Source organism: Actinopolymorpha cephalotaxi, assembly GCF_013408535.1.
GTDB classification, from domain to species: Bacteria; Actinomycetota; Actinomycetes; order Propionibacteriales; family Actinopolymorphaceae; genus Actinopolymorpha; species Actinopolymorpha cephalotaxi.
The window spans coordinates 2,550,320-2,574,347 of the sequence record NZ_JACBZA010000001.1 but is presented as its reverse complement, the minus strand read 5'-3'; the positions used below and the strand labels follow the sequence as shown (position 1 = coordinate 2,574,347).

The following is a 24,028-nucleotide window of genomic DNA, read 5'->3' as shown; positions in this document are numbered from 1 at the left end:
GCGACGATGCGCGGCGGCGTACGGCTGGGTGTCGACGTTGGCGACGTCCGAATTGGCGTGGCACGATGCGACCCGTCCGGATTTCTGGCCGTTCCGGTGGAGACGGTCCGGCGCGGCGCGGGTGACTTCGATCGGCTGGCCGCGCTGGCCGAGGAGTCGGAGGCGGTCGAGGTCGTCGTCGGACTGCCGGTGTCGCTGTCGGGCCGGGAGGGGCCCGCCGCCGCGAAGGCGCGCGAGTTCGCCGGTGAGCTCGCCGAACGGCTCGCACCGGTCCCGGTGCGGCTGTTCGACGAACGCCTGTCGACGGTGGGTGCACAGCAGGGGTTCCGGGCGCAGGGGCGGTCCACCAAGAGCACCAGGGACCGCATCGACCAGGCAGCGGCAGCGGTCATCCTGCAGAACGCGCTCGACACCGAGCGTTCCACCGGAAAGCCGCCGGGCTCGACCGTAAGGAGAAGGACCGCCAGTGAGTGAGCTCGGGTTCCAGACCTCCGGCCGCGTACGCCACCGCCGTGGGCGCGGCTGTATCGCCGTTCTGCTCGCCATCGCGGTGATCGGCGGGCTGGGGGCGTTCGCGGTGGTCAAGGGCCGCGCCATGCTGTCGGACGTGTTCAGCGTCCCGGACTACTCCGGTTCCGGCGACGGCGAGGTCGTCGTCCAGATCGAGCAGGGGGAGTCCAGCACCGACATCGCCGACACGCTGGAGCGCAAGGACGTGGTGAAGAGCGCCGAGGCGTTCACCCGGGCGGCCCGCAACGACTCCAGGGCGCTGTCGATCCAGCCCGGCTACTACCGGCTGCGGGAGCAGATGGCGGCGAAGAACGCGCTGGGCCTGCTGCTCGACCCGGACGCCAGGATCATGGAACGCGTGACCGTGCCCGAGGGCCGGCGCGTCTCCCAGATCGTGTCGATCCTCTCCGACAAGACGAAGATCCCGAAGTCGGAGTTCGACAAGGCGCTGAAGGACCCGTCCTCGCTGGGGCTGCCGAAGTACGCCAAGGACAAGCCGGAGGGGATGCTGTTCCCCGCGACCTACGACATCGACCCGGGGACCACGGCCGCCTCGCTGCTCAGCGACATGGCCAGGCGGCACAGCCAGGTGAGCGGGCAGCTCGGCCTGACCGACAGCACCGCGCAGTCCGACTTCGACCCGCTGCAGGTGGTCACGGTCGCCAGCCTGGTCGAGGCCGAGGCCCGCCGGCCCGCGGACTTCCCGAAGGTCGCCCGGGTGATCTACAACCGGGTGGCGAAGAACCAGCGGCTGCAGCTGGACTCGACCGTCCACTACGCGATCAACCGGTACGACACCCCCTCGACCACTCGTGCCGAGCGCGCCAACCGTTCGCCGTACAACACCTACGTGCACGCGGGCCTGCCGCCGGGCCCGATCAACTCACCCGGTGAGCGGGCGCTGAAGGCGGCGATCCATCCCGCCGAGGGCCCGTGGATGTACTTCGTGACCGTCAACCCCGACACCGGTGAGACGAAGTTCGCCACCACGCTCGCCGAGCACGAGAGGTACGTCCGGCAGTTCCAGAGCTGGTGCCGTACGCACTCCGACCGGTGCTGACGCCGTGAGACCCGAGGAGCACGTACGCCGCTGCGCGGTGCTCGGCTCACCGATCGGGCACTCGTTGTCGCCGGTGCTGCACCGCGCGGCGTACGCCGAGCTGGGCCTGCCGTGGCGCTACGACGCGTTCGAGGTGGACGAGGAGGGACTGCCCGCCTTCCTCGAAGGCCTGGACGCGTCCTGGCGCGGCCTGTCCCTGACCATGCCGCTCAAGCGGGCCGTGATCCCGCTGTGCGACGAGGTGGCCGAGCCCGCCCGGCTGGTCGGCGCGGTCAACACCGTGCTGCTGGCCGGCGGCCGGCGTACCGGCACGAACACCGACGTGCCCGGCGTGATCGAGGCACTGCGCGAGCGCGGCGTCACGTCCGTCCGCGAGGTCCTGCTGGTCGGTGTGGGCGCCACCGCCTCCTCCGCCCTCGCCGCCGCGGCGGCGATGGACGCGAGCCGGGTGTGGGCGCTGGCCCGCGACCCCGCCCGCGCCCAGGACCTGCACCGGCTCGCGGCCGAGCTCGGCGTCGACCTGCGCGTCGTCGCGTGGGACGACGCGGTGGCCGGCCTGCCGGCGGGGGTGGACCTCGCGGTGTCCACCGTCCCCGACGAGGCGGCGGCACCGGTCGCCGCCGAGGTCGCCCGGCGGGCCGAGGTGGTCTTCGACGCGCTGTACGACCCGTGGCCGACCCGGCTGGCCGAGGCCGCCGGTCGGGCCGGGCGCGTGGTGGTCGGCGGGCTCGACCTGCTGGTCCACCAGGCCGCGCTGCAGGTGGAGCAGATGACCGGGAAGACGTCGATCCCGGTGGCCACGATGCGCGCCGCCGGCGAGGAGGCCCTGCGCGACCGGGCCGGTTGACCACCCCTGTGGACAACCGGCCGCGACCCCGCGCCGGCCGCTAGGCTCCGTCACCGTGACGGCATGGGACATCGCGTTCGTGGCGGGTTGCGTCGCGGTCGGCGGTGCCGCCGGGGCGCTGGTGCCGGCCTGGGTGGCGCGCCTGCCCGATCCGGCCCGGCTGGACGACGAGCCGGACGGCGAGGAACCCGTCTCCTACGCCGAGCTCGCCCGCTGGCCGGCGCTGCCGGTGGTGGCCGCCGTCACGACCGGCCTGACCTGGGGACTGCTGGGCTGGCGGCTGGGACCCGACGCGGCCCTGCCGGCCGTTCTCTACCTCGCCGTGGCCGGGATCCTGCTCGGCTACGTCGACCTGCGGGTGCGGCTGCTGCCCAACGCCGTGGTCCTGCCGTCGTACGCCGTGGTGGTGGCGCTGCTCGGCGGCGCGGCGCTGGTCACCGGCGCCTGGTCGCGGCTGGCCTGGGCGCTGGTCGGCGGGGCGGCCCTGTGGCTGTTCCTGGCGTTGCTGGGGATGCTCACGCCGTCCGGGCTCGGCTTCGGTGACGTCAAGCTGGCCGGGGTGCTCGGGGTCGGCCTGGGATGGTTCGGCCTGCCGTACGTCCTGGTCGGCACGTTCGCCGCATTCGTGCTCGGCGGGCTGGTGAGCCTCGGCCTGGTCGTGGCCGGCCGCGCGCACCGCAAGACCGCGATCCCGTTCGGGCCGTTCCTGCTGGCGGGTTTCCTGCTCACGGTGATGTACGGCGATCCCGTGCTCGGCTGGTACCTCACGCGCTGAGCCGACAGGCGCCGTGAAAGACTTTCCGGCATGCTTCGGTGGCTCACCGCGGGCGAGTCGCACGGCCCCGCCCTGGTCGCAATTCTCGAAGGACTGCCGGCAGGCGTCCAGATCACCACTGACGACGTCAGCCGCCAGCTGGCCCGTCGGCGACTCGGCTACGGCCGCGGCGCCCGGATGTCGTTCGAACGTGACGAGCTGGACTTCCTCGGCGGCGTCCGGCACGGCCGCACGCTCGGCGGGCCGGTCGCGGTGCGCGTCGGCAACAGCGAGTGGCCCAAGTGGGAGCAGGTGATGGCCGCCGACCCGGTGGACCCCGACGAGCTCGCCAGCCTGGCCCGCAACGCCCCGCTGACCCGGCCACGTCCCGGGCACGCCGACCTGGTGGGGATGCAGAAGTACGGCTTCGACGAGGCCCGCCCGATCCTGGAGCGCGCCAGCGCCCGGGAGACCGCGGCCCGGGTCGCGCTCGGATCGGTCGCCACGGCGTTCCTGCGCCAGACCCTGGACGCGACGGTGCTCAGCCACGTCGTCGAGCTGGGCACGGTGCGCGCCGAGGCGGGCAGCGTCCCGTCGGCGGGTGACCTGGAGCGGATCGACGCCGACCCGGTGCGCTGCCTGGACCCCGCGACCAGCCAGGCGATGGTGGCCGAGGTGGACACCGCGCACAAGGAGGGCGACACCCTCGGCGGCGTCGTCGAGGTCGTCGTGTGGGGACTGCCGCCCGGACTCGGCAGCCACGTGCACTGGGACCGGCGGCTGGACGCCCGGCTCGCGGCCGCGCTGATGGGCATCCAGGCGATCAAGGGGGTCGAGGTCGGCGACGGGTTCGAGCTGGCCAGGACCCGGGGGTCGGCCGCCCAGGACGAGATCGAACGCGGTGCCGACGGCCTGCGCCGCACCTCCGGCCGCTCCGGCGGGACCGAGGGCGGCATGTCGACCGGTGAGCTGCTGCGGGTACGCGCGGCGATGAAGCCGATCTCCACCGTGCCGCGTGCCCTGCGGACTGTCGACGTGGCCACCGGCGAGGAGGCCCGCGCCCACCACCAGCGTTCCGACGTGTGCGCGGTGCCGGCCGCCGGGGTGGTCGCCGAGGCGATGGTGGCGCTGGTCGTCGCCGACGCCGTACTCGAGAAGTTCGGCGGCGACTCGGTGCCGGAGACCCGGCGCAACGTCGCCGCCTACCTCGACCAGCTGAGCATCCGGTGACCGCGCCCAAGGTCGTCCTCATCGGCCCGCCCGGAGCCGGCAAGAGCACCGTGGGCACGCTGGTCGCCGAACTCCTCGGCGTGACGTTCCGCGACACCGACACCGACGTGGAGACCGAGACCGGATCGGTGATCGCGGACCTCTTCGTCGACCAGGGCGAGGCGGCGTTCCGCCGGCTGGAACGCGCCGCCGTCCGCCGGGCGCTGACAGAGCATCCCGGCGTACTCGCTCTGGGCGGCGGTGCCGTCCTGGACGCCGACACCCGCCGCGACCTGTGCAGCCAGCACGTGGTGTTCCTGGACGTCTCGCTCACCGACGCGGCCCGCCGGGTCGGCCTGGACACCTCCCGGCCGCTGCTGCTCGGCAACGTCCGCGGCCGGCTCAAGCAGCTGATGGACGCCCGGCGGCCGCTCTACGGCGAGGTCGCCTCGGTGGTGATCTCCACCGACGGGCGCGAGCCCGCCGACATCGCCGGCGAGGTGCTCCGCACCCTGCCGGGCACCGGCCCGGCGGGGGAGTGCCGGCCGTGACCGAGTCCGTCCGGATCCCGGTACGCACCGCCCGGCCCTACGACGTCGTCGTCGGTACGAACGTGCTCGACGAACTGCCCGCCCTGCTCGGCGACGGCGTACGCAAGGTCGCCGTCGTGCACCAGCAGGCGCTGACCGCCACCGGCGAGCGGATCCGCGACCTGCTCACCGGGCGCGGCTTCACGGCCTACCTGCTGCAGGTGCCCGACGCCGAGCAGTCCAAGACCGCGGAGGTCGCCGCCCGCTGCTGGTCCGCGCTCGGCGAGTGGGGCTTCACCCGGTCCGACGCCCTCGTCGGGGTCGGCGGGGGAGCGACCACCGACCTCGCCGGGTTCGTCGCGGCCACCTGGCTGCGCGGCGTGGCGGTCGTACAGGTGCCGACCACGTTGCTCGGCATGGTCGACGCGGCCGTCGGCGGCAAGACCGGCATCAACACCGCCGAGGGAAAGAACCTCGTCGGCGCCTTCCACGAGCCGGCCGGCGTCCTGTGCGACCTCGCCTCCCTGCGCACACTGCCGGCACCCGACTACGTGAGCGGCCTGGCCGAGGTGGTCAAGTGCGGGTTCATCGCCGACCCGGTGATCCTGGACCTGATCGAGGCCGACCCCGCTGCCGCCGCCGACCCGGCCGGCCACCTCACCGCCGAACTCGTCGAACGCTCGGTCCGGATCAAGGCCGGCGTCGTCGCCGACGACCTCACCGAGACCTCGGCCACCGCCGGCGGCGGCATCGGCCGCGAGGTGCTCAACTACGGGCACACCATGGGACACGCGATCGAGCGGGCCGAGCACTACCGCTGGCGGCACGGCGCCGCGGTCTCGGTCGGCCTGGTCTACGTCGCCGAACTCGCCCGGCTCGCCGGGCGCCTGGACGAGCACACCGCGCGCCGGCACCGGGACCTGCTGGGCAGGCTCGGGCTGCCGACCACCTACCGCGGCGCCGACTGGCCGGCCCTGCTGGCCGGGATGCGGCTGGACAAGAAGGCCCGCGGCGACCTCGTCCGCTTCGTCGTCCTCGACGGCCTGGCCAAGCCGGGCCTGCTGGAAGGACCCGACACCGGGCTGATGCGCTCGGCGTACGACACGATCGCGGGCTGAACCCCCGCGAGACCCGGCTCGGTCGGCCGGCCGCTCAGCCGGGGCGTACTCCCGCGGCGTCCCTGATCTCCTTGCCGTGCGCGGCACCGGAGCCACGGGCGCAGTGGGCGCAGCAGAAGAACCTGCCGTCGACCTCCACCCCGTGCCCGATGATCCGGCAGCGGCACTGCTCGCACACCGGAGCCAGCCGCTGTACCGCGCACTCGAATGAGTCGAACGTGTGCACCGCACCGCTCCCGGTGTGTACCTCGAACGACATCCAGTAGTCGTTGCCGCAGACCTCGCAGGCGCTCATGGCTGAAAGACTTCCCGGCCGCGCGCACCGGCACACCAGGGTCAGGCGTTCCGGCCCGCCTCCGGTCGCGAATCGGGTCGCGGTTCGGGAGCCGCGGACAGCACGTGGTCCAGCATCTCCCGCGAGGTGGCGAGCTCGTCGATGGCGCGGCTGATGCGCTCGCGTTCCCGGTGAAGCCGGGCGACCAGATCGGGGCAGGTGGGGACGAGCCGGTCGTCGTCGGTGCGTACGCACGGCAGCACCTGGGCGATGGTGGCGGTCGGCAGGCCGGCGGCCAGCAGGCAGCGGATCCGCCGGACGGCCTCCACGTCGGTCTCGCTGTAGACCCGGTAGCCGCTCGGCAGCCGGTCGGGGGCGAGCAGCCCCTGCTGCTCGTAGTAGCGCAGCAGGCGCTCGTGCACCCCGGTGCGCGCCACCATCTCCTTCATCCGCATCAGCGGGGCACCTCCGGTCGACGACTCGTGCGGCTCGTTTGGGCTCGTGGGGATGCGCCGAACGTGGGTTCGGGTTCAGCCGAGCGCGCGGACGAACCGCTGCGCGTCGGCCAGGCCCATTCCGGTCTCGGCCCGGACCAGCTGGACCGCCTCGTTCTCCAGGCCCTGCGACCGCAGCGACCGGGCGCGTCCGGCCAGGTCCGCCGGCGACGGGCCCGGTGACTCCTGTGACCCGCGTGACCCGTGCGGGCCCCGGGCCGCGGTGGGCGGGGTGACGTCGACCGCGTCGCCGCGCAGCACGACCGTGGGCGGGCGGTGCCCGGCGGCGATCGCCTCGACCAGCGCCTTGGCGTCGGCGAGGCCCAGCCGGGTCGAGTCGCGCAGCTCCTTGACGGCCTTGACCTTCTTGTTCTGGCCGACCAGCGCCACCACCACGGCCACCACCATCGGGTCGACGGGCTGGTTCAGGATCCGCGCGGTGCCCGTCCGGGCGGGCTGCCCGGACGCCGCGGACCGGACATCCTGCCCGGTTTCCGAGGCGTGCCCCGGCTCGCCGGACTGCCCGGCCTGGCGGGCCTGCCCAGGCTGGCCCGGCTGCCCGGGGAGGCCGGATCCCGCGTACGGCCGGCCGCCCGGCACGGCCCGGTCTTCCCCGGGCCCGCGTCGCCGGAAGAGCACCATCCCCACGAGGACGGCGAGTCCGGCGAGGATCACCAGCAGGACGTCGTTCACGTGAGGATGCTAATGCCGTACGCACAGTCCGTCAGCCCTGGCCACGGATGCGCGGCGGCCGGGCGGGGAGACGGCCCGCGGATGCCCTAGCCTGACCGGGTGCGTGTTCTCGTCCTGAACGGCCCCAACCTCGGCCGCCTCGGTTCGCGCGAGCCGGACGTCTACGGCTCCACGTCGTACGCCGACCTGGTGGCCTCCTGCGCCAAGACCGGTGCCGAGCTCGGCCTGGAGGTGGAGGTCCGCCAGACCGACCAGGAGTCTGAGCTGGTGGGCTGGCTGCACGAGGCCGCCGACGCCTCGACGCCGGTGGTGCTGAACCCCGCCGCGTTCACCCACTACTCCTACGCCGTACGCGACGCCTGCGCCCAGCTCACGGCTCCGCTGATCGAGGTGCACCTGACCAACCCGGCCCGGCGGGAGGAGTTCCGGCACACCAGCGTGGTGGCCGGGGTGGCGACCGGGACGATCGCGGGCTTCGGGTTCGAGTCGTACCGCCTGGCGCTGTCGGCGGTGGCGGCCACCCACCGTCCCTGAGGCACGGCCGGCTCCGCACCGTCCCCGAGGCAGGTCCGGTCCGAGGCACGTCCAGGACGTGATCACCTCCGGGGCTTGCCCCGGGCGGGCCGGGGCGCAAGGGTGGAGCGGTGCCTGACATCCACGCCGCCCGCCGGGCCCGGTTGCGCGACCTGCTCGCCGCCAGGGACGTTCCCGCCGCCCTGATCACCCATCTCGTCAACGTCCGGTACCTCTCCGGGTTCACCGGCTCCAACGCCGCCCTGCTGGTCCGCGCCGACGGCACCGAGGGCGACGACGCCGCGGTGCTGGCCACCGACGGCCGGTACGCCGACCAGTCCGCGGCTCAGTGCCCGGACCTGGAGATCGTCGTCGACCGGCAGTTGCTGGCGGCACTGGCCCGACGCGCGGCCGCGTGGGGCGTGTCCCGGCTCGGTGTGGAGACGCACTCGCTCACCGTCGACGCGCTGGAGTCGCTTCCTTCGCTCGAGTCCGGCCTCGCGCCGGGCTCGCTGCACCGGGCGGTGGAGGGCCTGCGGGTGGACAAGGACAGTGTCGAGCTCGACCACCTGCGGCAGGCCTGCGCGGTGTCCACGAAGGCGCTGGCCGAGCTGTTCGCCGGCCGGCTCGTGGGCCGGTCCGAGCGCGAGATCGCCCGCGACCTGGAGGCGCGGATGTTCGCCGCCGGGGCCGAGGCGGTGGCGTTCGACACGATCGTCGCGGGCGGTGAGCACTCGGCCATTCCGCACCACCAGCCGACCGACCGGCTGCTCGCGCCGGGTGACTTCCTGAAGATCGACTTCGGCGCCCGCTACGAGGGATACCACGCCGACTGCACCCGGACCGTCGTCGTGGGGGCCGCGCCGGCGGACTGGCAGCGCGAGATCCACGACGTCGTCCGTGCCGCCCAGCGAGCGGGCCGGCACGCGCTGGCACCCGGGGTCGCGCTGTCGGACGTGGACGCGGCGGCCAGGGACGTGATCGCCGCCGCGGGCTACGGCGAGCGGTTCACCCACGGCCTGGGGCACGGGGTCGGGCTGGAGATCCACGAGGACCCGTTCTTCGCCCAGATCGCGGAGGGTAAACTCGGCCCTCGCACTCCTGTCACCATCGAGCCGGGCATCTACCTGCCGGGCCGCGGTGGTGTCCGCATCGAGGACACGTTGATCGTCCACGACGGCGAGGTGGAGGTGCTCACCAAGGCCGACAGGGACCTCCTCGTCCTGGCCTGACGGGAAGCGGCTCCGGCTGGTTCCCGCCAGGCGCGCCGGCCGGCTCCGCCCGAACGGGTCGAAGCGACACGAAACGCAGCAGCTGAGAGGCGAATACCGCAGTGGCAACCACGAACGACCTCAAGAACGGCATGGTGCTCAACCTCGACGGCCAGCTCTGGGGCGTGGTGTGGTTCCAGCACCACAAGCCCGGCAAGGGCGGCGCGGTCGTGCGCACCAAGCTGAAGAACGTGCTGTCGGGCAAGGTGGTCGACAAGACGTTCAACGCCGACGTGAAGGTCGACGTCGCCACGGTCGACAAGCGCGAGATGACCTACCTCTACAACGACGGCGACTCCTACGTCTTCATGGACGCCACGACCTACGACCAGCTGCCGATCTCCGCCGAGACCGTGGGCGACGCGGCCCACTTCATGCTGGAGAACCAGACCGCCACGGTCGCGGTGCACGAGGACCTGCCGCTGTACGTCGAGCTGCCGGCGTCGGTCGAGCTGACCATCGAGTACACCGAGCCGGGCCTGCAGGGCGACCGGTCGACCGGCGGCACCAAGCCGGCCCGGCTGGAGACCGGCTACGAGATCGCGGTGCCGTTGTTCATCACCACCGGCGAGAAGGTCAAGGTCGACACCCGCTCCGGCGACTACCTCGGACGGGTGTAGTGCCCGCACGATCGAAGGCACGCAAGCGGGCGGTCGACGTTCTCTACGAGTCCGAGCTGCGCGACCGCGCCCCGCTGACCACCCTCGCCGACCGGATCGAGCTGGCCGACCCCCCGGTGCCGGACTACACCGCGCGGCTGGTGGAGGGTGTGGTCGAGCACGCCGAGCGGCTGGACGAGCTGCTGGCGGCGCACTCGCAGGGGTGGAGCCTGGAACGCATGGCGCCGGTCGACCGCAACATCCTGCGGCTCGGTGCGTACGAACTCCTCTACGCCGAGGACGTGCCCGACGCGGTGGCGATCAGCGAGGCCGTCCGGCTGGCCCGCGAGCTGGCGGGTGAGGAGTCCCCGGCCTTCGTCAACGGCCTGTTGGCACATCTGCTGGAGCTGAAGCCGACGCTGCTGCCCTGATGCGTTTCGCGCGCGGTGCCCACCAGGTGCCCACCGTGACGCGCCACTCCGGATTCTCCCCGCGCCGCCCTGCCGCGCGGGGAGAATTTGCACTTCTGCTGCCATTTCGGTAGGAAAGACACTCATGCGCCGGGCGGCGCAGACCTGTGGGCCGTCCGCGTCGCGAACGTACGCGATGGCGCCTGGGGCACCCGTCACACCGCCCGCACCGCCGGCTTCGTCAGGACACGAGTCGGCACCGGACCAGCGCAGACATGGCTGCCGGCTCGTCCGGCGGGGTACAGTCCGCTCGCAGCAAACGCACGGGGAGTACGCCCGACCCGGGTGGCAAGGCCGGGTTGCCTGCCGCAAGCCGGGGTTGGCAGCCGGCAAGGTCGGCTTGCCTGTCGGCAAGTCCGGGTTGGCAGCCCAGGTGGCCAGTCCAACTAGGAGGAGACCGCCGCGTGAACCTGTGGGATTTCCTCGTCGACCGCCGTGAAGTGCTGGTGTTCCAGGGCTTCCAGCACGCCTCGATGGTGGCGCAGTGCCTGGTCGTGGCCACGCTGCTCGCCCTCGTGGTGGCGGTTCTCGTCCAACGCAACCGACATGCGGTCGGCCTGGCCACCGCCACCAGCGCCGTGGCTCTGACGATTCCGTCGTTCGCCCTCCTCGGCCTGCTGATCGCACCGCTCGGCATCGGGGTGGCCCCGGCCGTCACCGCGGTCGTCTTCTACGCCAGCCTGCCCATCCTGCGCAACGCCGTGGTCGGCCTCGCCGGTGTCGACCCGGCCCTCGTCGACGCCGCCCGCGGCATGGGGATGGGGCGGCTGACCACGCTCGTCCGGGTCGAGATTCCGCTCGCCTGGCCGGTGATCCTCGCCGGCATCCGCGTCTCCACCCAGATGGTGATGGGAATCGCCGCCATCGCCGCGTACGTCTCCGGCCCCGGTCTGGGCGGGCTGATCTTCACCGGCCTGTCCCGGCTGGGCGGCGCCAACTCTGTCAACTCCGCGTTGGCAGGCACGTTGGGCGTCGTCGTGCTGGCCCTGATCTTCGACGGCATCCTCGTGCTCGTCGGCAAGTACACGACATCGAGGGGTATCCGTGTCTGAGTCCACCCAGCAGTCTGCCGGGTCCACCGGCGCCGGCAGTGCCGGCAGTGCCGACCGATCCGAGCACTCCGACAACGGGCACGGCGTGCCCATCGACCTCAGAGGCGTCACCAAGCGGTATCCCGGCCAGCGGGCCGCCGCGGTGGAGGACGTCAGCATGCACATCCCCGCCGGGGAGATCGTCGTCTTCGTCGGCCCGTCCGGCTGCGGCAAGACGACCACGATGAAGATGATCAACCGGCTGATCGAACCCACCGGCGGGCAGATCCTGCTCGGCGGTGACGACGTGAGCCGCCGAAACGCCGACGAGCTCCGCCGCGGCATCGGCTACGTCATCCAGGCCGGCGGCCTGTTCCCGCACCTCACCGTGGGCGCCAACATCGGCCTGGTGCCGGGCCTGCTGCGTTGGAAGAGCTCTCGGACCGCCGAACGCGTCGAGGAACTCCTGGACATGGTGGGCCTGGACCCGGCGCAGTACCGCGACCGCTACCCGCGTGAGCTGTCCGGCGGGCAGCAGCAGCGGGTGGGCGTGGCCCGGGCACTGGCCGCCGATCCGCCCGTGCTGTTGATGGACGAGCCGTTCGGCGCGCTGGACCCGATCACCCGCCAGCACCTGCAGGACGAGCTGTTGCGGATCCAGGAGGAGCTGGGCAAGACGATCGTGTTCGTCACCCACGACTTCGACGAGGCGGTGAAGCTCGGCGACCGGATCGCGGTGCTGGCCGAGCGCTCCCGGATCGTGCAGTACGACACCCCTGCCGAGATCCTCGCCAACCCCGCCGACGAGTCGGTGGAGGGCTTCGTCGGCGCGGGCGCGGCACTGAAGCAGCTCACCCTGCGGCGCGTCGGCGGTGTCGACCTGGACGAGGCGGTCACCGCCACCGTCGGGGAGCAGGCGAACGAGGTCGCGGCCCGCACCCGCACCGCCGACCGTGAGCACTGCATCCTGCTGGACGAGCGCCGCCGGCCGGTGCGTTGGATGTCGCTGCGAGAGCTCGACCGTGAGCAGGGCTCGCTGGCCGCACGGCGCCGCGACGAGGGCATGGCGGTCGTCGGCACCCAGGCGACCCTCAACGACGCGCTGGACACCATGCTCACCTCCAGCCACGGCGTGGTCGTGGTGACCGGGCGGCGCGACACCTACCAGGGCGTCATCCGGGTCGAGACGGTGATGCACGCCATCCAGGAACTCCAGTCCGGCAACCCCGGCGGCAATCACGGCAACGACGGCGGCTTGCGGCCGCCCGCCGCCAACGGCGAGCCGGAACGCGGCCCGGACGACCCGTCCGCGGCCGGCGCCGGGACCGCCGAGGTCGCGCCGTGAGTGCCGCCACGGCAAATCCGGACGCACTCGAACTCGCCGAGGACGCACCCGGCCGGCCCGCGCGGCTGCGCTGGATCGGCCAGCCGCTGGTCGTCGTCGCGATGGTCGTGGGCGTGGTGGCCTACGTCCAGCTCGCCCACCTCGACGCGGTGGCGGCCCGTCAACTCAACCTTGCGGCACTGATGGAACGCACCTGGGAACACATCGTGCTGGCCGCGGTCTCCACCGCCGTCGTGCTGGTGATCGCCCTGCCGCTCGGGGTCATCCTCACCCGGCGGCGGACCCGGGTCGCCGCCCCGGTGATCGTCGCATTCGCCAACATCGGGCAGTCCGCGCCCGCGATCGGCCTGCTCGTGCTGCTCGCGTTGTGGCTCGGCCTCGGCTTCACCACCACGATCATCGCCCTTGCCGCGTACGCGATCCTCCCGGTGCTCCGCAACACGATCACCGGTATCCAGGGCGTCGACCCGAACCTCGTCGAGGCCGGCCGGGGGATGGGGATGTCCGCGATGCGGGTGCTGCTGCGCATCGAGGTGGTGCTCGCGGTGCCGGTGATCCTGGCCGGTGTCCGGGTCGCCCTGGTGCTGCTGGTCGGCACCGCCACCCTCGCCACCTTCATCGACGGTGGTGGCCTGGGCAGCCTGATCACCACCGGCATCACGCTTCAGCGCACCAGTGTGCTGGTGGTCGGTGCGGTCCTGGTGGCCGCGCTGGCCCTGTTCATCGACTGGCTCGGCCGGGTCGTCGAGGAAGTCGCCCGCCCCAAGGGCATGTGAAGGGAGGCCGGTCAGATGTCGCAGAAACATCCTCGTCGAACCCATCCGGGTCGCACCGGGCGCAGCCGGCCCCGGCTCGGGCGCCGCGCACCGGTGCGAGCGGTCGCGCTGGTCGTCGCGGCCGGCCTGTTGCTGGCCAGCGGGTGCGGACTCAAGGGCGCCTCGCAGTTCGCACCCCAGGCCGACCCCGGTTCGATCAAACCCGAACCCTCGCTCAAGGACGCCCGCATCGTGGTGGGGTCGAAGGACTTCACCGAACAGCTGATCCTGGGCAAGATGGCGGTGATCGCCCTGCGGACCGCGGGGGCCGACGTCGTGGACCAGACCAACATCACCGGCAGCGTCGCCGTACGCCAGGCGCTGCTGCGCGGTGACGTCGACGCCAACTGGGAGTACACCGGGACGGCCTGGATCAGCTACCTGGGCAAGACCAAACCGATCATCGGCCGAGAGGCGCAGTGGAAGGCCGTACGGCAGGAGGACCTTGCCAAGCACCACCTGGAGTGGTTCGCACCGGCGCCCATGAACAACACCTACGCGTTCGCGATCCGTTCCGAGGAAGCGAAGAAGCTCGGGGTGTCGAAGCTCTCGGACCTGAAGAAGCTGCCGCAGAAGGACCTGACGTTCTGCGTGGAGTCGGAGTTCGCCAGCAGGGACGACGGTTTCGAGCCGATGCTCAAGACGTACGGCGTCCCGCTCGGCTCCAAGGTGCCGCGCGGCAACATCCGCACGATGAGCACCGGCGTCGTCTACGACGCCACCGACAAGGGGCGCTGCAACTTCGGCGAGGTGTTCACCACCGACGGCCGGATCAAGGCGCTGGACCTGAAGGTGCTCGCCGACGACAAGCACTTCTTCCCCAACTACAACGTGGCTTTCAACCTGCGCGAGGACGTCGCCCGCAAGTACCCGCGGCTGCGTGCGGTGATGGAGCCGCTGACCGCGAAGCTCACCACGGCCACGATGCTCGAGCTGAACGCGAAGGTCGACGTCGACGGGGAGGACCCCGGACTCGTCGCCCGCGACTGGATGCGCTCCAAGGGATTCGTTCGCTAGCAGGGATCGTGATCGCATCGGGCCGGATCGGGTACGCACCCGATCCGGCTCGTCGAGATCGAAGCACGCCCTGGACGCCGTCGGCCCGGTAGCGGAGCAGAAAGCTCCGCTACCGGGCCGAACCGGACGAGCCGCGGCGTTTCGCCGCCGACTACCGCGACCTACCGTGGATCACGGCGAACCGTGGCGTTCCGCGGCGGAACCCCGGCAAACACTGTCGAGCACCCGGGCGGTGTGTTCGACGGTGCTCAGGCCTCGTCGTCGTTGACCGCCTCGGCCGCCTCGGCGTTCAGCACGCCCCAGGCGACCAGCCGGTCGGCGAGCACGCTGGGGCGCTCGTCGTAGATCACCGCGAGGGTCCGCATGTCCTCCTTGCGGATGGACAGGACCTTGCCGTTGTAGTCGCCGCGCTGGGCCTGGATGGTCGCGGCGTACCGCGCCAGGGGTGCGACCTCGACGCCCTCCAGCTCACCGAGGCGCTCCAGGTCGAGCACCAGCTTCGGCGGCGGCTCGGCGGCCGCGCCGATCGGGCCGACACCGGGGAGTAGCTCGGTGATCGGCACGCCGTAGAACTCGGCGAGCTCGGAGAGCTTCTGGACGGTGACGGCCCGGTCCCCGCGTTCGTATGAGCCAACGACCACCGCTTTCCAGCGGCCCTTCGACTTCTGCTCTACCCCGTGGAGAGAAAGTCCCTGCTGCTGCCTGATCGCGCGAAGTTTCGCGCCCAGGGACCGTGCGTAGTCACTCGGCATCCGTGCTCAACCATCCTTAGATCATCGACGGACACGATGGTGCCGCGCCCAAAATAGTCACGGAGCGTGACGGTAACCCGGAGCGACTCCCACGTCAAGCCACCCGGGCCAGGAGTTGCTCCGGACCGTGATCATCCGCGGGTCGCCCAGGCGGGGGCAGGGGTGCGCCAGGCGCCCGGAAGTGACGTGCGGCACGTGGCCGCCACCCAACCGGCGCCGCCCGCGCGGGTGCGCGTGGGGTGGGCTGCTAGTGTCGGGATCGGTCGGGCCGGGGTCCGTACGAGCAGCGCGAGCCGAGGCCGACCATCCAGTACGACGTCCTTTAACGGCCCGTCCAGAGAGGCGGGGAAGGAGGTCACCTCGATGCCTGCTGCCCGCGATCCGAACCCCCCGCCGAGCCCGGAGCCCGATCCGGACCGGCGCAACGGCCACCGAGCGGTGCTCGACGAGGCCGACATCACCAGGGCGCTGACCCGGATCGCCCACGAGATTCTCGAACGCAACAAGGGCGCCGGCGACGTCGTGCTCCTCGGCGTTCCCACCCGCGGGGTCGAGCTGGCCCGGCGCATCGGCGAGCGGATCGCCTCGGTAGAGGGCGGCTTCGGCGGCGTCGGCGCGCTCGACGTGACGATGTACCGCGACGACCTCCGGCTGCGTCCCACCCGGGCGCTCGGGCACACCGACATCCCCGAGGGCGGCATCGACGGCCGGGACGTGGTCCTCGTCGACGACGTGCTCTTCTCCGGCCGCACCATCCGGGCGGCACTCACCGCCCTGGACGACATCGGCCGCCCGCGCACGGTCCAGCTCGCGGTCCTCGTCGACCGGGGCCACCGCGAGCTGCCCATCCGGGCCGACTTCGTGGGCAAGAACCTCCCCACCGCGGCACACGAGCGGGTCGCGGTCTACCTCAGCGAGTGCGACGGCCGCGAGGCCGTGGTCATCACGAAGGAACCATCGACCGAGGGAGGTGGGTCGTGAAACACCTGTTGTCCGCGGGCGATCTCGACCGGGACGAGGCACTGCTCGTCCTGGACACCGCGGAGAAGCTGCGTGAGCTGGCCGACCGGCCGATCAAGAAGCTCCCGACGCTGCGCGGTCGTACGGTCGTCAACCTCTTCTTCGAGGACTCCACCCGCACCCGCATCTCGTTCGAGGCGGCGGCCAAACGGCTGTCGGCGGACGTGATCAACTTCTCCGCCAAGGGCTCCAGCGTGGAGAAGGGCGAGAGCCTGAAGGACACCGCGCTGACGCTGGCCGCGATGGGCGCCGACGCGGTGGTCGTCCGACACCAGGCCAGCGGCGCGCCGCACCGGCTGGCCGCCTCGGACTGGATCAGCGCCAGCGTCCTGAACGCCGGCGACGGCACCCACGAACACCCCACGCAGGCGCTGCTGGACGCGTTCACGATGCGCCGCCACCTCGGTGACCTGGAGGGCCGCCGGGTGGCGATCGTCGGCGACGTCCTGCACAGCCGGGTGGCCCGGTCCAACGTGCTGCTGCTGCAGACCCTCGGCGCCGACATCACGCTGGTGGCGCCGCCCACCCTGCTGCCGGTCGGGGTCGAGCAGTGGTCGTGCGCGACGTCGTACGACCTGGACTCGGTGCTGCCGAAGACCGACGTGGTGATGATGCTGCGGGTGCAGCGCGAACGCATGAACGCCGCCTTCTTTCCCAGCGCCCGCGAGTACAGCCGCCGCTACGGCCTGGACTCCACGCGGATGGCGACCATGCCCGAGCACGCGCTGGTGATGCACCCGGGCCCGATGAACCGCGGCATGGAGATCTCCGCCGACGTCGCCGACTCCACCCGGTCGGTGATCGTCGAGCAGGTCACCAACGGCGTGGCCGTCCGGATGGCCGCGTTGTACCTCCTCCTGGCCGGTGGCGGGCCGGCCGTCGACGACACCGTGCCCGAGCAGCGCAGCAGGGAGACGCCATGAGTGAGACCTACGTCCTGCGCGGGGCGAGCCCGTTCGGCGCGAAGCCCACCGACGTCCTGGTCCGCGACGGGCAGGTCGCCCAGATCGGCAACCGCCCGTCGGCCCGGGGAGCGACCGTGGTCGACGCTGCCGGCGTGGTGCTGCTGCCCGGCCTGGTCGACCTGCACACCCACCTGCGCGAGCCCGGCCGCGAGGACGCCGAGACCGTGGAGACCGGCACCGTCGCGGCGGCGGTCGGCGGCTACACCGCGGTCTGCGCGATGCCCAACACCCTTCCGGCCGCCGACACCGCGGGCGTCGTCGAGCAGGTCTACCGGCTCGGGCAGCAGTACGCCCGGTGCGACGTCCAGCCCATCGGCGCGGTCACCGTGGGACGCGGCGGCACCCAGCTCGCCGAGCTCGGCGCGATGGCCGACTCCGCCGCGGGCGTGCGCATGTTCAGCGACGACGGCGACTGCGTGTCCGACGCGGTGCTGATGCGGCGCGCGCTGGAGTACGTCAAGGCGTTCGACGGCGTGATCGCCCAGCACGCGCAGGAGCCCCGCCTCACCGAGGGCGCGCAGATGAACGAGGGTGCGCTGTCCGGCGTACTCGGGCTGCGCGGCTGGCCCGCGGTCGCGGAGGAGGCGATCATCGCCCGCGACGTGCTGCTGGCCGCGCACGTCGGGTCCCGCGTACACATCTGCCACGTCTCGACCGCCGGCTCGGTGGAGATCCTGCGCTGGGCGAAGAGCAAGGGATACCCCGTCACCGCGGAGGTGACGCCCCACCACCTGCTGCTCACCGAGGACCTGGTGGCGAGCTACGACCCGATCTACAAGGTCAACCCGCCCCTGCGCACCGGTGAGGACGTCGAGGCGCTGCGGGCCGCGCTGGCCGACGGCACCATCGACGCGGTGGCCACCGACCACGCGCCGCACCCGGTCGAGGACAAGGAATGCGAGTGGCTCGCCGCGGCGATGGGGATGACCGGCCTGGAAACCGCCCTCGCCGTCGTCCAGCAGGCCATGGTCGACACCGGCCTGCTCGACTGGGCCGGGGTGGCCGACCGGATGTCGGCCCGGCCGGCCCGGATCGCCCGGCTCGCGGGCCACGGCCACGACGTCGAGGTGGGCGCGCCCGCCAACCTCACGCTCTACGACCCGGCCGCTGCCTGGGAGGTCGACCCGGCCGAGTCCGCCGGCCGCTCGCGCAACACCCCCTTCGCCGGCCGGACCCTTCCGGGCCGGGTCGTCGCGACGTTCCTGCGGGGCCGGGCGACGGTCCTCGACGGGAAGCCGCAGTGAGCGCCGCCCGGCGAGGCCGCCCGGACGCACATCTGATCAGCACGAAGCCATGCGCGTGAGTGGAGGACGGTTGTCGAGGAACACCCAGCCCAGTGCCCTGCTGGTCCTCGAGGACGGCCGCGTGTTCCGCGGCCGGTCCTACGGCGCCGAGGGTGAGACCTTCGGCGAGGCGGTCTTCTCCACGGGGATGACCGGCTACCAGGAGACCCTGACCGATCCGTCGTACCACCGCCAGGTGGTCGTCCAGACGGCCCCGCACATCGGCAACACCGGGATGAACGACGAGGACCCCGAGTCCCGCCGCATCTGGGTCGCCGGGTACGTCGTGCGCGACCCGGCCCGGCTGCCGTCGAACTGGCGCTCGCGCCGCAGCCTGGACGACGCCCTGCGCGCCGACGGCGTGGTCGGCATCAGCGGCGTGGACACCCGCGCCCTCACCCGGCACCTGCGCGAACGCGGCGCGATGCGGGTCGGCATCTCCAGCACCGAGACCGACCCGGACGCGCTGCTGGAACGCGTCCTCGCCAGCCCCGTGATGAAGGGCGCCGAGCTGGCCGCGGAGGTCACCACCACCGAGCCGTACGTCGTACCCGCCGTCGGCACCCGGAAGTACACCGTCGCCGCGGTCGACCTCGGCATCAAGTCGATGACCCCGCACCGGCTGGCCGAACGCGGTGTCGAGGTGCACGTGCTGCCCGCCACCACGACGCTGGACCAGCTGCTCGCGCTCGAGCCCGACGGCGTGTTCATGTCCAACGGCCCGGGCGACCCCGAGACCGCCGACCACCCGGTCAAGGTGCTGCGCGGCGTCCTCGACCGCGGCATCCCGTTCTTCGGCATCTGCTTCGGCAACCAGGTGTTCGGCAGGGCGCTCGGCCTGGGCACCTACAAGCTGCGCTACGGCCACCGGGGGATCAACCAGCCGGTGCAGGACCTCACCACCGGCAAGGTCGAGGTGACCGCGCACAACCACGGCTTCGCGGTGGCCTGGCCCACCGGCGCGGCCGACAGCCCCGACAGTGCTGACGACGCGGGGGACGCCTCGCCGGCCGGCCGGTCGCGGCGGCACGCCCACGCCGAGATCGAGACGGACTTCGGGCCTGCCCGGGTCACCCACGTGTGCCTGAACGACGACGTGGTGGAGGGCCTCTCGCTCTCGGACCGGGACGGCCGGACGCGGGCGTTCTCCGTGCAGTACCACCCCGAGGCCGCCGCCGGCCCGCACGACGCGGCGTACCTCTTCGACCGGTTCGTCGGCCTGATGGCCGACTCCACGGGGACGACCACCCTCCCGGAAGGAGCCGCCTGATGCCCAAGCGGACCGACATCTCCTCGGTACTCGTCATCGGCTCCGGCCCGATCGTCATCGGCCAGGCCGCGGAGTTCGACTACTCCGGCACCCAGGCCTGCCGGGTGCTGCGGGCCGAGGGCCTGCGCGTGATCCTGGTCAACTCCAACCCGGCCACGATCATGACCGACCCGGAATTCGCCGACGCGACCTACGTCGAGCCGATCACGCCCGAGCACGTCGAGAAGATCATCGCGCTCGAACGCCCGGACGCCCTGCTCGCCACCCTCGGCGGCCAGACGGCCCTGAACGCGGCCGTCACGCTGCACGACACCGGCGTCCTCGCCAAGTACGACGTCGAGCTGATCGGCGCGTCCATCGACGCCATCCAGCGCGGGGAGAACCGCGAGTCGTTCAAGAAGATCGTCGACGAGCTGGGTGCGGAGTCCGCGCGCAGCCGGATCTGCCACACCCTCGACGAGTGCCTGGCGGCCGCCGAGGAGCTCGACTACCCGGTGGTCGTCCGCCCGTCGTTCACGATGGGCGGCGCCGGGTCGGGGATGGCCTACGACGAGGACGACCTGCGCCGTATCGCCGGCGCCGGGCTGCAGGCCAGCCCCACCACCGAGGTGCTGCTCGAGGAGTCCGTACTCGGCTGGAAGGAGTACGAGCTGGAGGTCATGCGCGACCGCGCCGACAACGTGGTCATCGTGTGCTCCATCGAGAACCTCGACCCGATGGGCGTGCACACCGGCGACTCCATCACCGTCGCGCCGGCGATGACGCTCACCGACCGCGAGTACCAACACATGCGCGACGTCGCCATCGGCATCATCCGCGCCGTCGGCGTGGACACCGGTGGCTGCAACATCCAGTTCGCGATCAACCCCGCCGACGGCCGGATGATCGTGATCGAGATGAACCCCCGGGTGTCCCGGTCCAGCGCGCTGGCGTCGAAGGCCACCGGCTTCCCGATCGCCAAGATCGCCGCCAAGGTCGCCCTCGGCTACACCCTGGACGAGATCCCGAACGACATCACCGAGCAGACCCCGGCCTCCTTCGAGCCCACGCTGGACTACGTGGTGGTGAAGGTGCCGCGGTTCGCGTTCGAGAAGTTCCCGCACGCCGACCCGACCCTCACCACGCACATGAAGAGCGTGGGGGAGGCGATGGCGATCGGGCGCAACTTCACCGAGGCGCTGAACAAGGCGCTGCGCTCGATCGAGAAGTCCGAGACGGCGTTCGTCTGGGCGGGGGAGCCGCGGCCCAAGGACGACCTGCTGTCGGTCGTCGCGACCCCGCACGACGGCCGGCTGCGCGAGGTCGTGGAGGCGATCCGGGCCGGTGCGACACCGGAGGAGCTGCACGAGGCGACCAGGATCGACCCGTGGTTCCTCGACCAGCTCTTCCTGCTGTCGGAGGTGGCCACCGAGATCGAGCAGTCGCCCGAGCTCACCCCCGACGTGCTGCGCGTGGCCAAGCGGCACGGCTTCGCCGACCGGCAGATCGCCGCGATCCGCGGGATGCGCGAGGACGTCGTACGCGGGGTCCGCTGGGCCCTCGGCATCCGCCCGGTCTACAAGACCGTCGACACCTGCGCGGCGGAGTTCGCCGCCCGTACGCCGTACCACTACTCCAGCTACGACGAGGAGACCGAGGTCGGCCCGCGCGAACGCCCCGCGGTGATCATCCTCGGCTCCGGGCCCAACCGGATCGGGCAGGGCATCGAGTTCGACTACTCCTGCGTGCACGCGGCCCTGGCCCTGCACGAGGCGGGGTACGAGACGGTGATGGTCAACTGCAACCCCGAGACCGTCTCCACCGACTACGACACCAGCGACCGGCTCTACTTCGAGCCGCTCACGCTGGAGGACGTCCTGGAGATCGTGCACGCCGAGGAGCAGGCCGGTCCGGTGGCCGGGGTGGTGTGCCAGCTCGGCGGGCAGACCCCGCTCGGGCTCGCGCAGGGCCTGGAGGACGCGGGCGTCCCCATCGTCGGCACCCCGCCGGAGGCGATCCACCTGGCCGAGGAGCGCGGCGCGTTCGGCCGGGTGCTCGCCCAGGCCGGCCTGCCCGCCCCCAAGCACGGCACCGCCACGTCGTACGCCGAGGCGAAGCTGATCGCGGACGAGATCGGCTACCCCGTCCTGGTCCGCCCGTCCTACGTCCTCGGCGGCCGGGGGATGGAGATCGTCTACGACGACTCCGCGCTGGAGGACTACATCGCCCGGGCGACCGCGATCTCGCCCGAGCACCCGGTGCTGGTCGACCGGTTCCTCGACGACGCGGTCGAGATCGACGTGGACGCGCTCTACGACGGTCAGGACCTGTACCTCGCCGGGGTGATGGAGCACATCGAGGAGGCCGGCATCCACTCCGGCGACTCCGCCTGCGCCCTGCCGCCGATCACCCTCGGCACCGAGGAGATCGCCCGCATCCGCCGCTCCACCGAGGCGATCGCCGCCGGGGTGGGTGTGCGCGGCCTGCTCAACGTGCAGTACGCCCTGGCCGGCGACGTGCTCTACGTCCTGGAGGCCAACCCGCGCGCCTCCCGGACGGTGCCGTTCGTGTCCAAGGCGACGGCGACGCCGCTGGCCAAGGCCGCCGCCCGGGTGATGCTCGGCGCGTCCGTGGCCGACCTGCGCGCGGAGGGGATGCTGCCGGCCACCGGCGACGGCGGCCAGCTGCCCCCCAACGCGCCGATCGCGGTGAAGGAGGCGGTGATGCCGTTCAACCGGTTCCGCTCCGGTGACGGCCGCGCCATCGACACCCTGCTCGGGCCGGAGATGCGCTCCACCGGCGAGGTGATGGGCATCGACGCCGGCTTCGGGGTGGCGTTCGCCAAGTCCCAGGCCGGCGCCTACGGCGGCGCGCTGCCCACGAAGGGCCGGGTGTTCGTGTCCGTCGCCAACCGCGACAAGCGGCACATGATCTTCCCGGTCAAGCGGCTCGCCGACCTCGGGTTCGAGATCCTGGCCACCGAGGGCACCGCCACCGTGCTCCGCCGCAACGGCGTCGTGGCCAGTGTCGTACGCAAGGCCACCCAGGGGACCGGCCCGCACGGTGAGCCCACCATCGTGCACCGGATCGCGGCCGGCGACCTCGACCTGATCGTCAACACCCCGCGCGGCACCACCTCCGGCGGCAGCCCGCGGGTCGACGGGTACGAGATCCGCACCGCGGCGATCATGGCGAACATCCCGTGCATCACCACCGTGCAGGGCCTGGCGGCGGCGGTGCAGGGCATCGAGGCGCTGCGGGCCGGTGAGGTGACGGTCCGCTCGCTGCAGTCGTGGGCGAAGGACGAGTGGGCCGACGGACAACGCGGCGACGAAGGCGACGAGGGGAAGGCATGACATGACCGAGACGTTCGGCGCCCGGCTGCGGGCCGCCCTGGACGAGCGCGGGCCTCTGTGCGCGGGCATCGACCCGCACGCCGCCCTGCTGCGGTCCTGGGACCTGCCCGACGACCCGGACGGGCTGGAACGCTTCGCCCTCACCGCCGCCGAGGCGCTCGCGCCCCGGGTCGCGGTGGTGAAGCCGCAGTCGGCGTTCTTCGAGCGGTTCGGCAGCCGCGGCGTCGCAGTGCTCGAACGCGTGGTCGCCACCAGCCGGGCCGCCGGCGCGCTGGTGCTGCTGGACGCCAAGCGCGGCGACATCGGATCCACCGTCCAGGCGTACGCCGACGCCTACCTCGACCCCGCGTCCCCGCTGTTCGCCGACGCGCTCACCGCGAGCCCGTTCCTCGGCTTCGAGTCGCTGCGCCCGCTGCTGGACACCGCCGCCAAGAACGGCAGCGGCGTGTTCGTGCTCGCGCTGACGTCGAACCCCGAAGGTGCCCAGGTGCAACGAGCCCGCGATGAGGACGGCCGTACGGTCGCGGGCGGCATCCTCGACCGGCTCGCCGCCGCCAACGCCGGAGCCGAGCCGCTGGGGTCCTACGGCGCGGTGGTCGGCGCGACGGTCGGCGACAGCGGCGAGGACTTCACCGCCGTGAACGGCCCGCTGCTGGCACCCGGGCTCGGCGCCCAGGGCGCGACGCCGGCCGACGTGCGGCGCGTCTTCGGCGCCGCGGCGCGCAACGTCGTTCCGGCCACCTCACGCGAACTGCTGCGGACCGGGCCGTCGCCGCGGGCGCTGGCCGAGGCCGCCGATCGTACGAACGACTCGCTGCGCGCCGCGCTGGACGCGCCGGGCTGAGCACCGGGC

Annotated in this window: 25 protein-coding genes; 21 read left to right on the top strand and 4 right to left on the bottom strand. The window is 72.3% G+C overall.

Annotated elements, in window-relative coordinates; genetic code table 11:
* Positions 1-6: 6 nt before the first annotated feature.
* Genes ruvX through aroB form a run of 7 tightly spaced genes read left to right on the top strand, consistent with a single transcriptional unit; the run spans position 7 to position 6,028 of the window.
* Positions 7-474 carry a Holliday junction resolvase RuvX gene (ruvX, locus tag FHR37_RS11540; protein WP_092882745.1) on the top strand — a complete coding sequence of 156 codons (468 nt, stop codon included), beginning with the start codon at positions 7-9 and terminating at the stop codon, positions 472-474.
* On the top strand, positions 467-1,570 hold the full coding sequence (gene mltG, locus FHR37_RS11535; protein WP_092882746.1) for an endolytic transglycosylase MltG: 1,104 nt from the start codon (positions 467-469) through the stop codon (positions 1,568-1,570). Before ruvX ends, mltG begins: the two co-directional genes overlap by 8 nt.
* A gap of 4 nt (positions 1,571-1,574) precedes the next feature.
* Positions 1,575-2,417: a shikimate dehydrogenase gene (locus tag FHR37_RS11530; RefSeq protein WP_092882747.1), complete on the top strand. Its 843-nt coding sequence runs from the start codon at positions 1,575-1,577 to the stop codon at positions 2,415-2,417.
* Between the two features lie 55 nt (positions 2,418-2,472).
* A complete protein-coding gene (locus FHR37_RS31480) occupies positions 2,473-3,192 on the top strand; it encodes a prepilin peptidase (RefSeq protein ID WP_092882748.1) in 720 nt (239 codons plus the stop codon).
* A 30-nt stretch (positions 3,193-3,222) separates the two neighbouring features.
* On the top strand, positions 3,223-4,401 hold the full coding sequence (aroC, locus tag FHR37_RS11520; protein WP_092882749.1) for a chorismate synthase: 1,179 nt from the start codon (positions 3,223-3,225) through the stop codon (positions 4,399-4,401).
* A complete protein-coding gene (locus FHR37_RS11515) occupies positions 4,398-4,931 on the top strand; it encodes a shikimate kinase (RefSeq protein ID WP_092882750.1) in 534 nt (177 codons plus the stop codon). Before aroC ends, FHR37_RS11515 begins: the two co-directional genes overlap by 4 nt.
* Positions 4,928-6,028 carry a 3-dehydroquinate synthase gene (gene aroB, locus FHR37_RS11510; protein WP_092882751.1) on the top strand — a complete coding sequence of 367 codons (1,101 nt, stop codon included), beginning with the start codon at positions 4,928-4,930 and terminating at the stop codon, positions 6,026-6,028. The genes FHR37_RS11515 and aroB overlap by 4 nt, the downstream gene beginning before the upstream one ends.
* A 34-nt stretch (positions 6,029-6,062) precedes the next feature.
* Here aroB and FHR37_RS11505 read toward each other — a convergent pair whose 3' ends face one another.
* The 3 genes from FHR37_RS11505 to FHR37_RS33070 all read right to left on the bottom strand — a co-directional run bounded on the left by FHR37_RS11505 (position 6,063) and on the right by FHR37_RS33070 (position 7,489).
* Complete coding sequence (locus FHR37_RS11505; protein ID WP_092882752.1) at positions 6,063-6,323, bottom strand: Prokaryotic metallothionein; 261 nt, start codon at positions 6,321-6,323, stop codon at positions 6,063-6,065.
* Between the two features lie 41 nt (positions 6,324-6,364).
* Entirely contained in the window at positions 6,365-6,757 is a 393-nt protein-coding gene (locus FHR37_RS11500; protein WP_092882753.1) for a MerR family transcriptional regulator, read from the bottom strand.
* Positions 6,758-6,832: 75 nt separating this feature from the next.
* Positions 6,833-7,489 carry a ribosomal protein L7/L12 gene (locus FHR37_RS33070; RefSeq protein ID WP_092882754.1) on the bottom strand — a complete coding sequence of 219 codons (657 nt, stop codon included), beginning with the start codon at positions 7,487-7,489 and terminating at the stop codon, positions 6,833-6,835.
* Between the two features lie 99 nt (positions 7,490-7,588).
* On the opposite strand from FHR37_RS33070, the gene aroQ reads away from it, so the two are divergent.
* The 8 genes from aroQ (at position 7,589) to FHR37_RS11455 (ending at position 14,550) form a co-directional block, all read left to right on the top strand.
* Positions 7,589-8,023 carry a type II 3-dehydroquinate dehydratase gene (gene aroQ / locus FHR37_RS11490; protein WP_092882755.1) on the top strand — a complete coding sequence of 145 codons (435 nt, stop codon included), beginning with the start codon at positions 7,589-7,591 and terminating at the stop codon, positions 8,021-8,023.
* 110 nt (positions 8,024-8,133) lie between these two features.
* Positions 8,134-9,234, top strand: a complete 1,101-nt coding sequence (locus FHR37_RS11485; protein WP_092882756.1) for a M24 family metallopeptidase — start codon at positions 8,134-8,136, stop codon at positions 9,232-9,234.
* A gap of 101 nt (positions 9,235-9,335) precedes the next feature.
* A complete protein-coding gene (efp, locus tag FHR37_RS11480) occupies positions 9,336-9,893 on the top strand; it encodes an elongation factor P (RefSeq protein ID WP_092882757.1) in 558 nt (185 codons plus the stop codon).
* Entirely contained in the window at positions 9,893-10,303 is a 411-nt protein-coding gene (gene nusB / locus FHR37_RS11475; RefSeq protein WP_092882758.1) for a transcription antitermination factor NusB, read from the top strand. The genes efp and nusB overlap by 1 nt, the downstream gene beginning before the upstream one ends.
* 443 nt (positions 10,304-10,746) lie before the next feature.
* Positions 10,747-11,394, top strand: coding sequence for an ABC transporter permease (locus FHR37_RS11470; protein WP_202818004.1), 648 nt, complete (start codon positions 10,747-10,749; stop codon positions 11,392-11,394).
* Complete coding sequence (locus tag FHR37_RS11465; RefSeq protein ID WP_092882759.1) at positions 11,387-12,718, top strand: ABC transporter ATP-binding protein; 1,332 nt, start codon at positions 11,387-11,389, stop codon at positions 12,716-12,718. Before FHR37_RS11470 ends, FHR37_RS11465 begins: the two co-directional genes overlap by 8 nt.
* Positions 12,715-13,494 (top strand): ABC transporter permease, encoded by a 780-nt coding sequence (locus tag FHR37_RS11460; protein WP_237768701.1) that lies wholly within the window; start codon positions 12,715-12,717, stop codon positions 13,492-13,494. The genes FHR37_RS11465 and FHR37_RS11460 overlap by 4 nt, the downstream gene beginning before the upstream one ends.
* 15 nt (positions 13,495-13,509) lie before the next feature.
* On the top strand, positions 13,510-14,550 hold the full coding sequence (locus FHR37_RS11455) for a glycine betaine ABC transporter substrate-binding protein (protein WP_092882760.1): 1,041 nt from the start codon (positions 13,510-13,512) through the stop codon (positions 14,548-14,550).
* A gap of 248 nt (positions 14,551-14,798) precedes the next feature.
* Here the strand turns inward: FHR37_RS11455 and bldD are convergent, their stop codons facing one another.
* Complete coding sequence (gene bldD / locus FHR37_RS11450) at positions 14,799-15,302, bottom strand: transcriptional regulator BldD (RefSeq protein ID WP_092882761.1); 504 nt, start codon at positions 15,300-15,302, stop codon at positions 14,799-14,801.
* Positions 15,303-15,665: 363 nt separating this feature from the next.
* Between bldD and pyrR the strand changes: the two genes are divergently transcribed.
* Genes pyrR through pyrF form a run of 6 tightly spaced genes read left to right on the top strand, consistent with a single transcriptional unit; the run spans position 15,666 to position 24,019 of the window.
* Positions 15,666-16,283: a bifunctional pyr operon transcriptional regulator/uracil phosphoribosyltransferase PyrR gene (gene pyrR / locus FHR37_RS11445; protein WP_092882762.1), complete on the top strand. Its 618-nt coding sequence runs from the start codon at positions 15,666-15,668 to the stop codon at positions 16,281-16,283.
* Positions 16,280-17,245 carry an aspartate carbamoyltransferase catalytic subunit gene (locus FHR37_RS11440; RefSeq protein WP_175542447.1) on the top strand — a complete coding sequence of 322 codons (966 nt, stop codon included), beginning with the start codon at positions 16,280-16,282 and terminating at the stop codon, positions 17,243-17,245. The genes pyrR and FHR37_RS11440 overlap by 4 nt, the downstream gene beginning before the upstream one ends.
* The gene (locus FHR37_RS11435; protein WP_092882763.1) at positions 17,242-18,531 is read left to right on the top strand and encodes a dihydroorotase; all 1,290 of its coding nucleotides are present in this window, start codon (positions 17,242-17,244) and stop codon (positions 18,529-18,531) included. Before FHR37_RS11440 ends, FHR37_RS11435 begins: the two co-directional genes overlap by 4 nt.
* A gap of 49 nt (positions 18,532-18,580) precedes the next feature.
* The gene (gene carA, locus FHR37_RS11430) at positions 18,581-19,840 is read left to right on the top strand and encodes a glutamine-hydrolyzing carbamoyl-phosphate synthase small subunit (protein WP_092882764.1); all 1,260 of its coding nucleotides are present in this window, start codon (positions 18,581-18,583) and stop codon (positions 19,838-19,840) included.
* The gene (gene carB / locus FHR37_RS11425; RefSeq protein ID WP_092882765.1) at positions 19,840-23,175 is read left to right on the top strand and encodes a carbamoyl-phosphate synthase large subunit; all 3,336 of its coding nucleotides are present in this window, start codon (positions 19,840-19,842) and stop codon (positions 23,173-23,175) included. The genes carA and carB overlap by 1 nt, the downstream gene beginning before the upstream one ends.
* A 1-nt stretch (position 23,176) precedes the next feature.
* Positions 23,177-24,019: an orotidine-5'-phosphate decarboxylase gene (gene pyrF, locus FHR37_RS11420; RefSeq protein WP_092882766.1), complete on the top strand. Its 843-nt coding sequence runs from the start codon at positions 23,177-23,179 to the stop codon at positions 24,017-24,019.
* The last annotated feature ends 9 nt before the right edge of the window (positions 24,020-24,028 follow it).

What these genes read in the sequence shown, in the direction of transcription:
- ruvX (WP_092882745.1), top strand. Translation starts at nt 7, where the DNA reads ATGCGCGGCGGCGTACGGCTGGGTGTCGACGTTGGCGACGTCCGAATT.
- aroC (WP_092882749.1), top strand. Translation starts at nt 3,223, where the DNA reads ATGCTTCGGTGGCTCACCGCGGGCGAGTCGCACGGCCCCGCCCTGGTC.
- FHR37_RS11505 (WP_092882752.1), bottom strand. Translation starts at nt 6,323, where the DNA reads ATGAGCGCCTGCGAGGTCTGCGGCAACGACTACTGGATGTCGTTCGAG.
- FHR37_RS11500 (WP_092882753.1), bottom strand. Translation starts at nt 6,757, where the DNA reads ATGCGGATGAAGGAGATGGTGGCGCGCACCGGGGTGCACGAGCGCCTG.
- FHR37_RS11455 (WP_092882760.1), top strand. Translation starts at nt 13,510, where the DNA reads ATGTCGCAGAAACATCCTCGTCGAACCCATCCGGGTCGCACCGGGCGC.
- bldD (WP_092882761.1), bottom strand. Translation starts at nt 15,302, where the DNA reads ATGCCGAGTGACTACGCACGGTCCCTGGGCGCGAAACTTCGCGCGATC.
- pyrR (WP_092882762.1), top strand. Translation starts at nt 15,666, where the DNA reads ATGCCTGCTGCCCGCGATCCGAACCCCCCGCCGAGCCCGGAGCCCGAT.
- FHR37_RS11435 (WP_092882763.1), top strand. Translation starts at nt 17,242, where the DNA reads ATGAGTGAGACCTACGTCCTGCGCGGGGCGAGCCCGTTCGGCGCGAAG.
- carA (WP_092882764.1), top strand. Translation starts at nt 18,581, where the DNA reads ATGCGCGTGAGTGGAGGACGGTTGTCGAGGAACACCCAGCCCAGTGCC.
- carB (WP_092882765.1), top strand. Translation starts at nt 19,840, where the DNA reads ATGCCCAAGCGGACCGACATCTCCTCGGTACTCGTCATCGGCTCCGGC.
- pyrF (WP_092882766.1), top strand. Translation starts at nt 23,177, where the DNA reads ATGACCGAGACGTTCGGCGCCCGGCTGCGGGCCGCCCTGGACGAGCGC.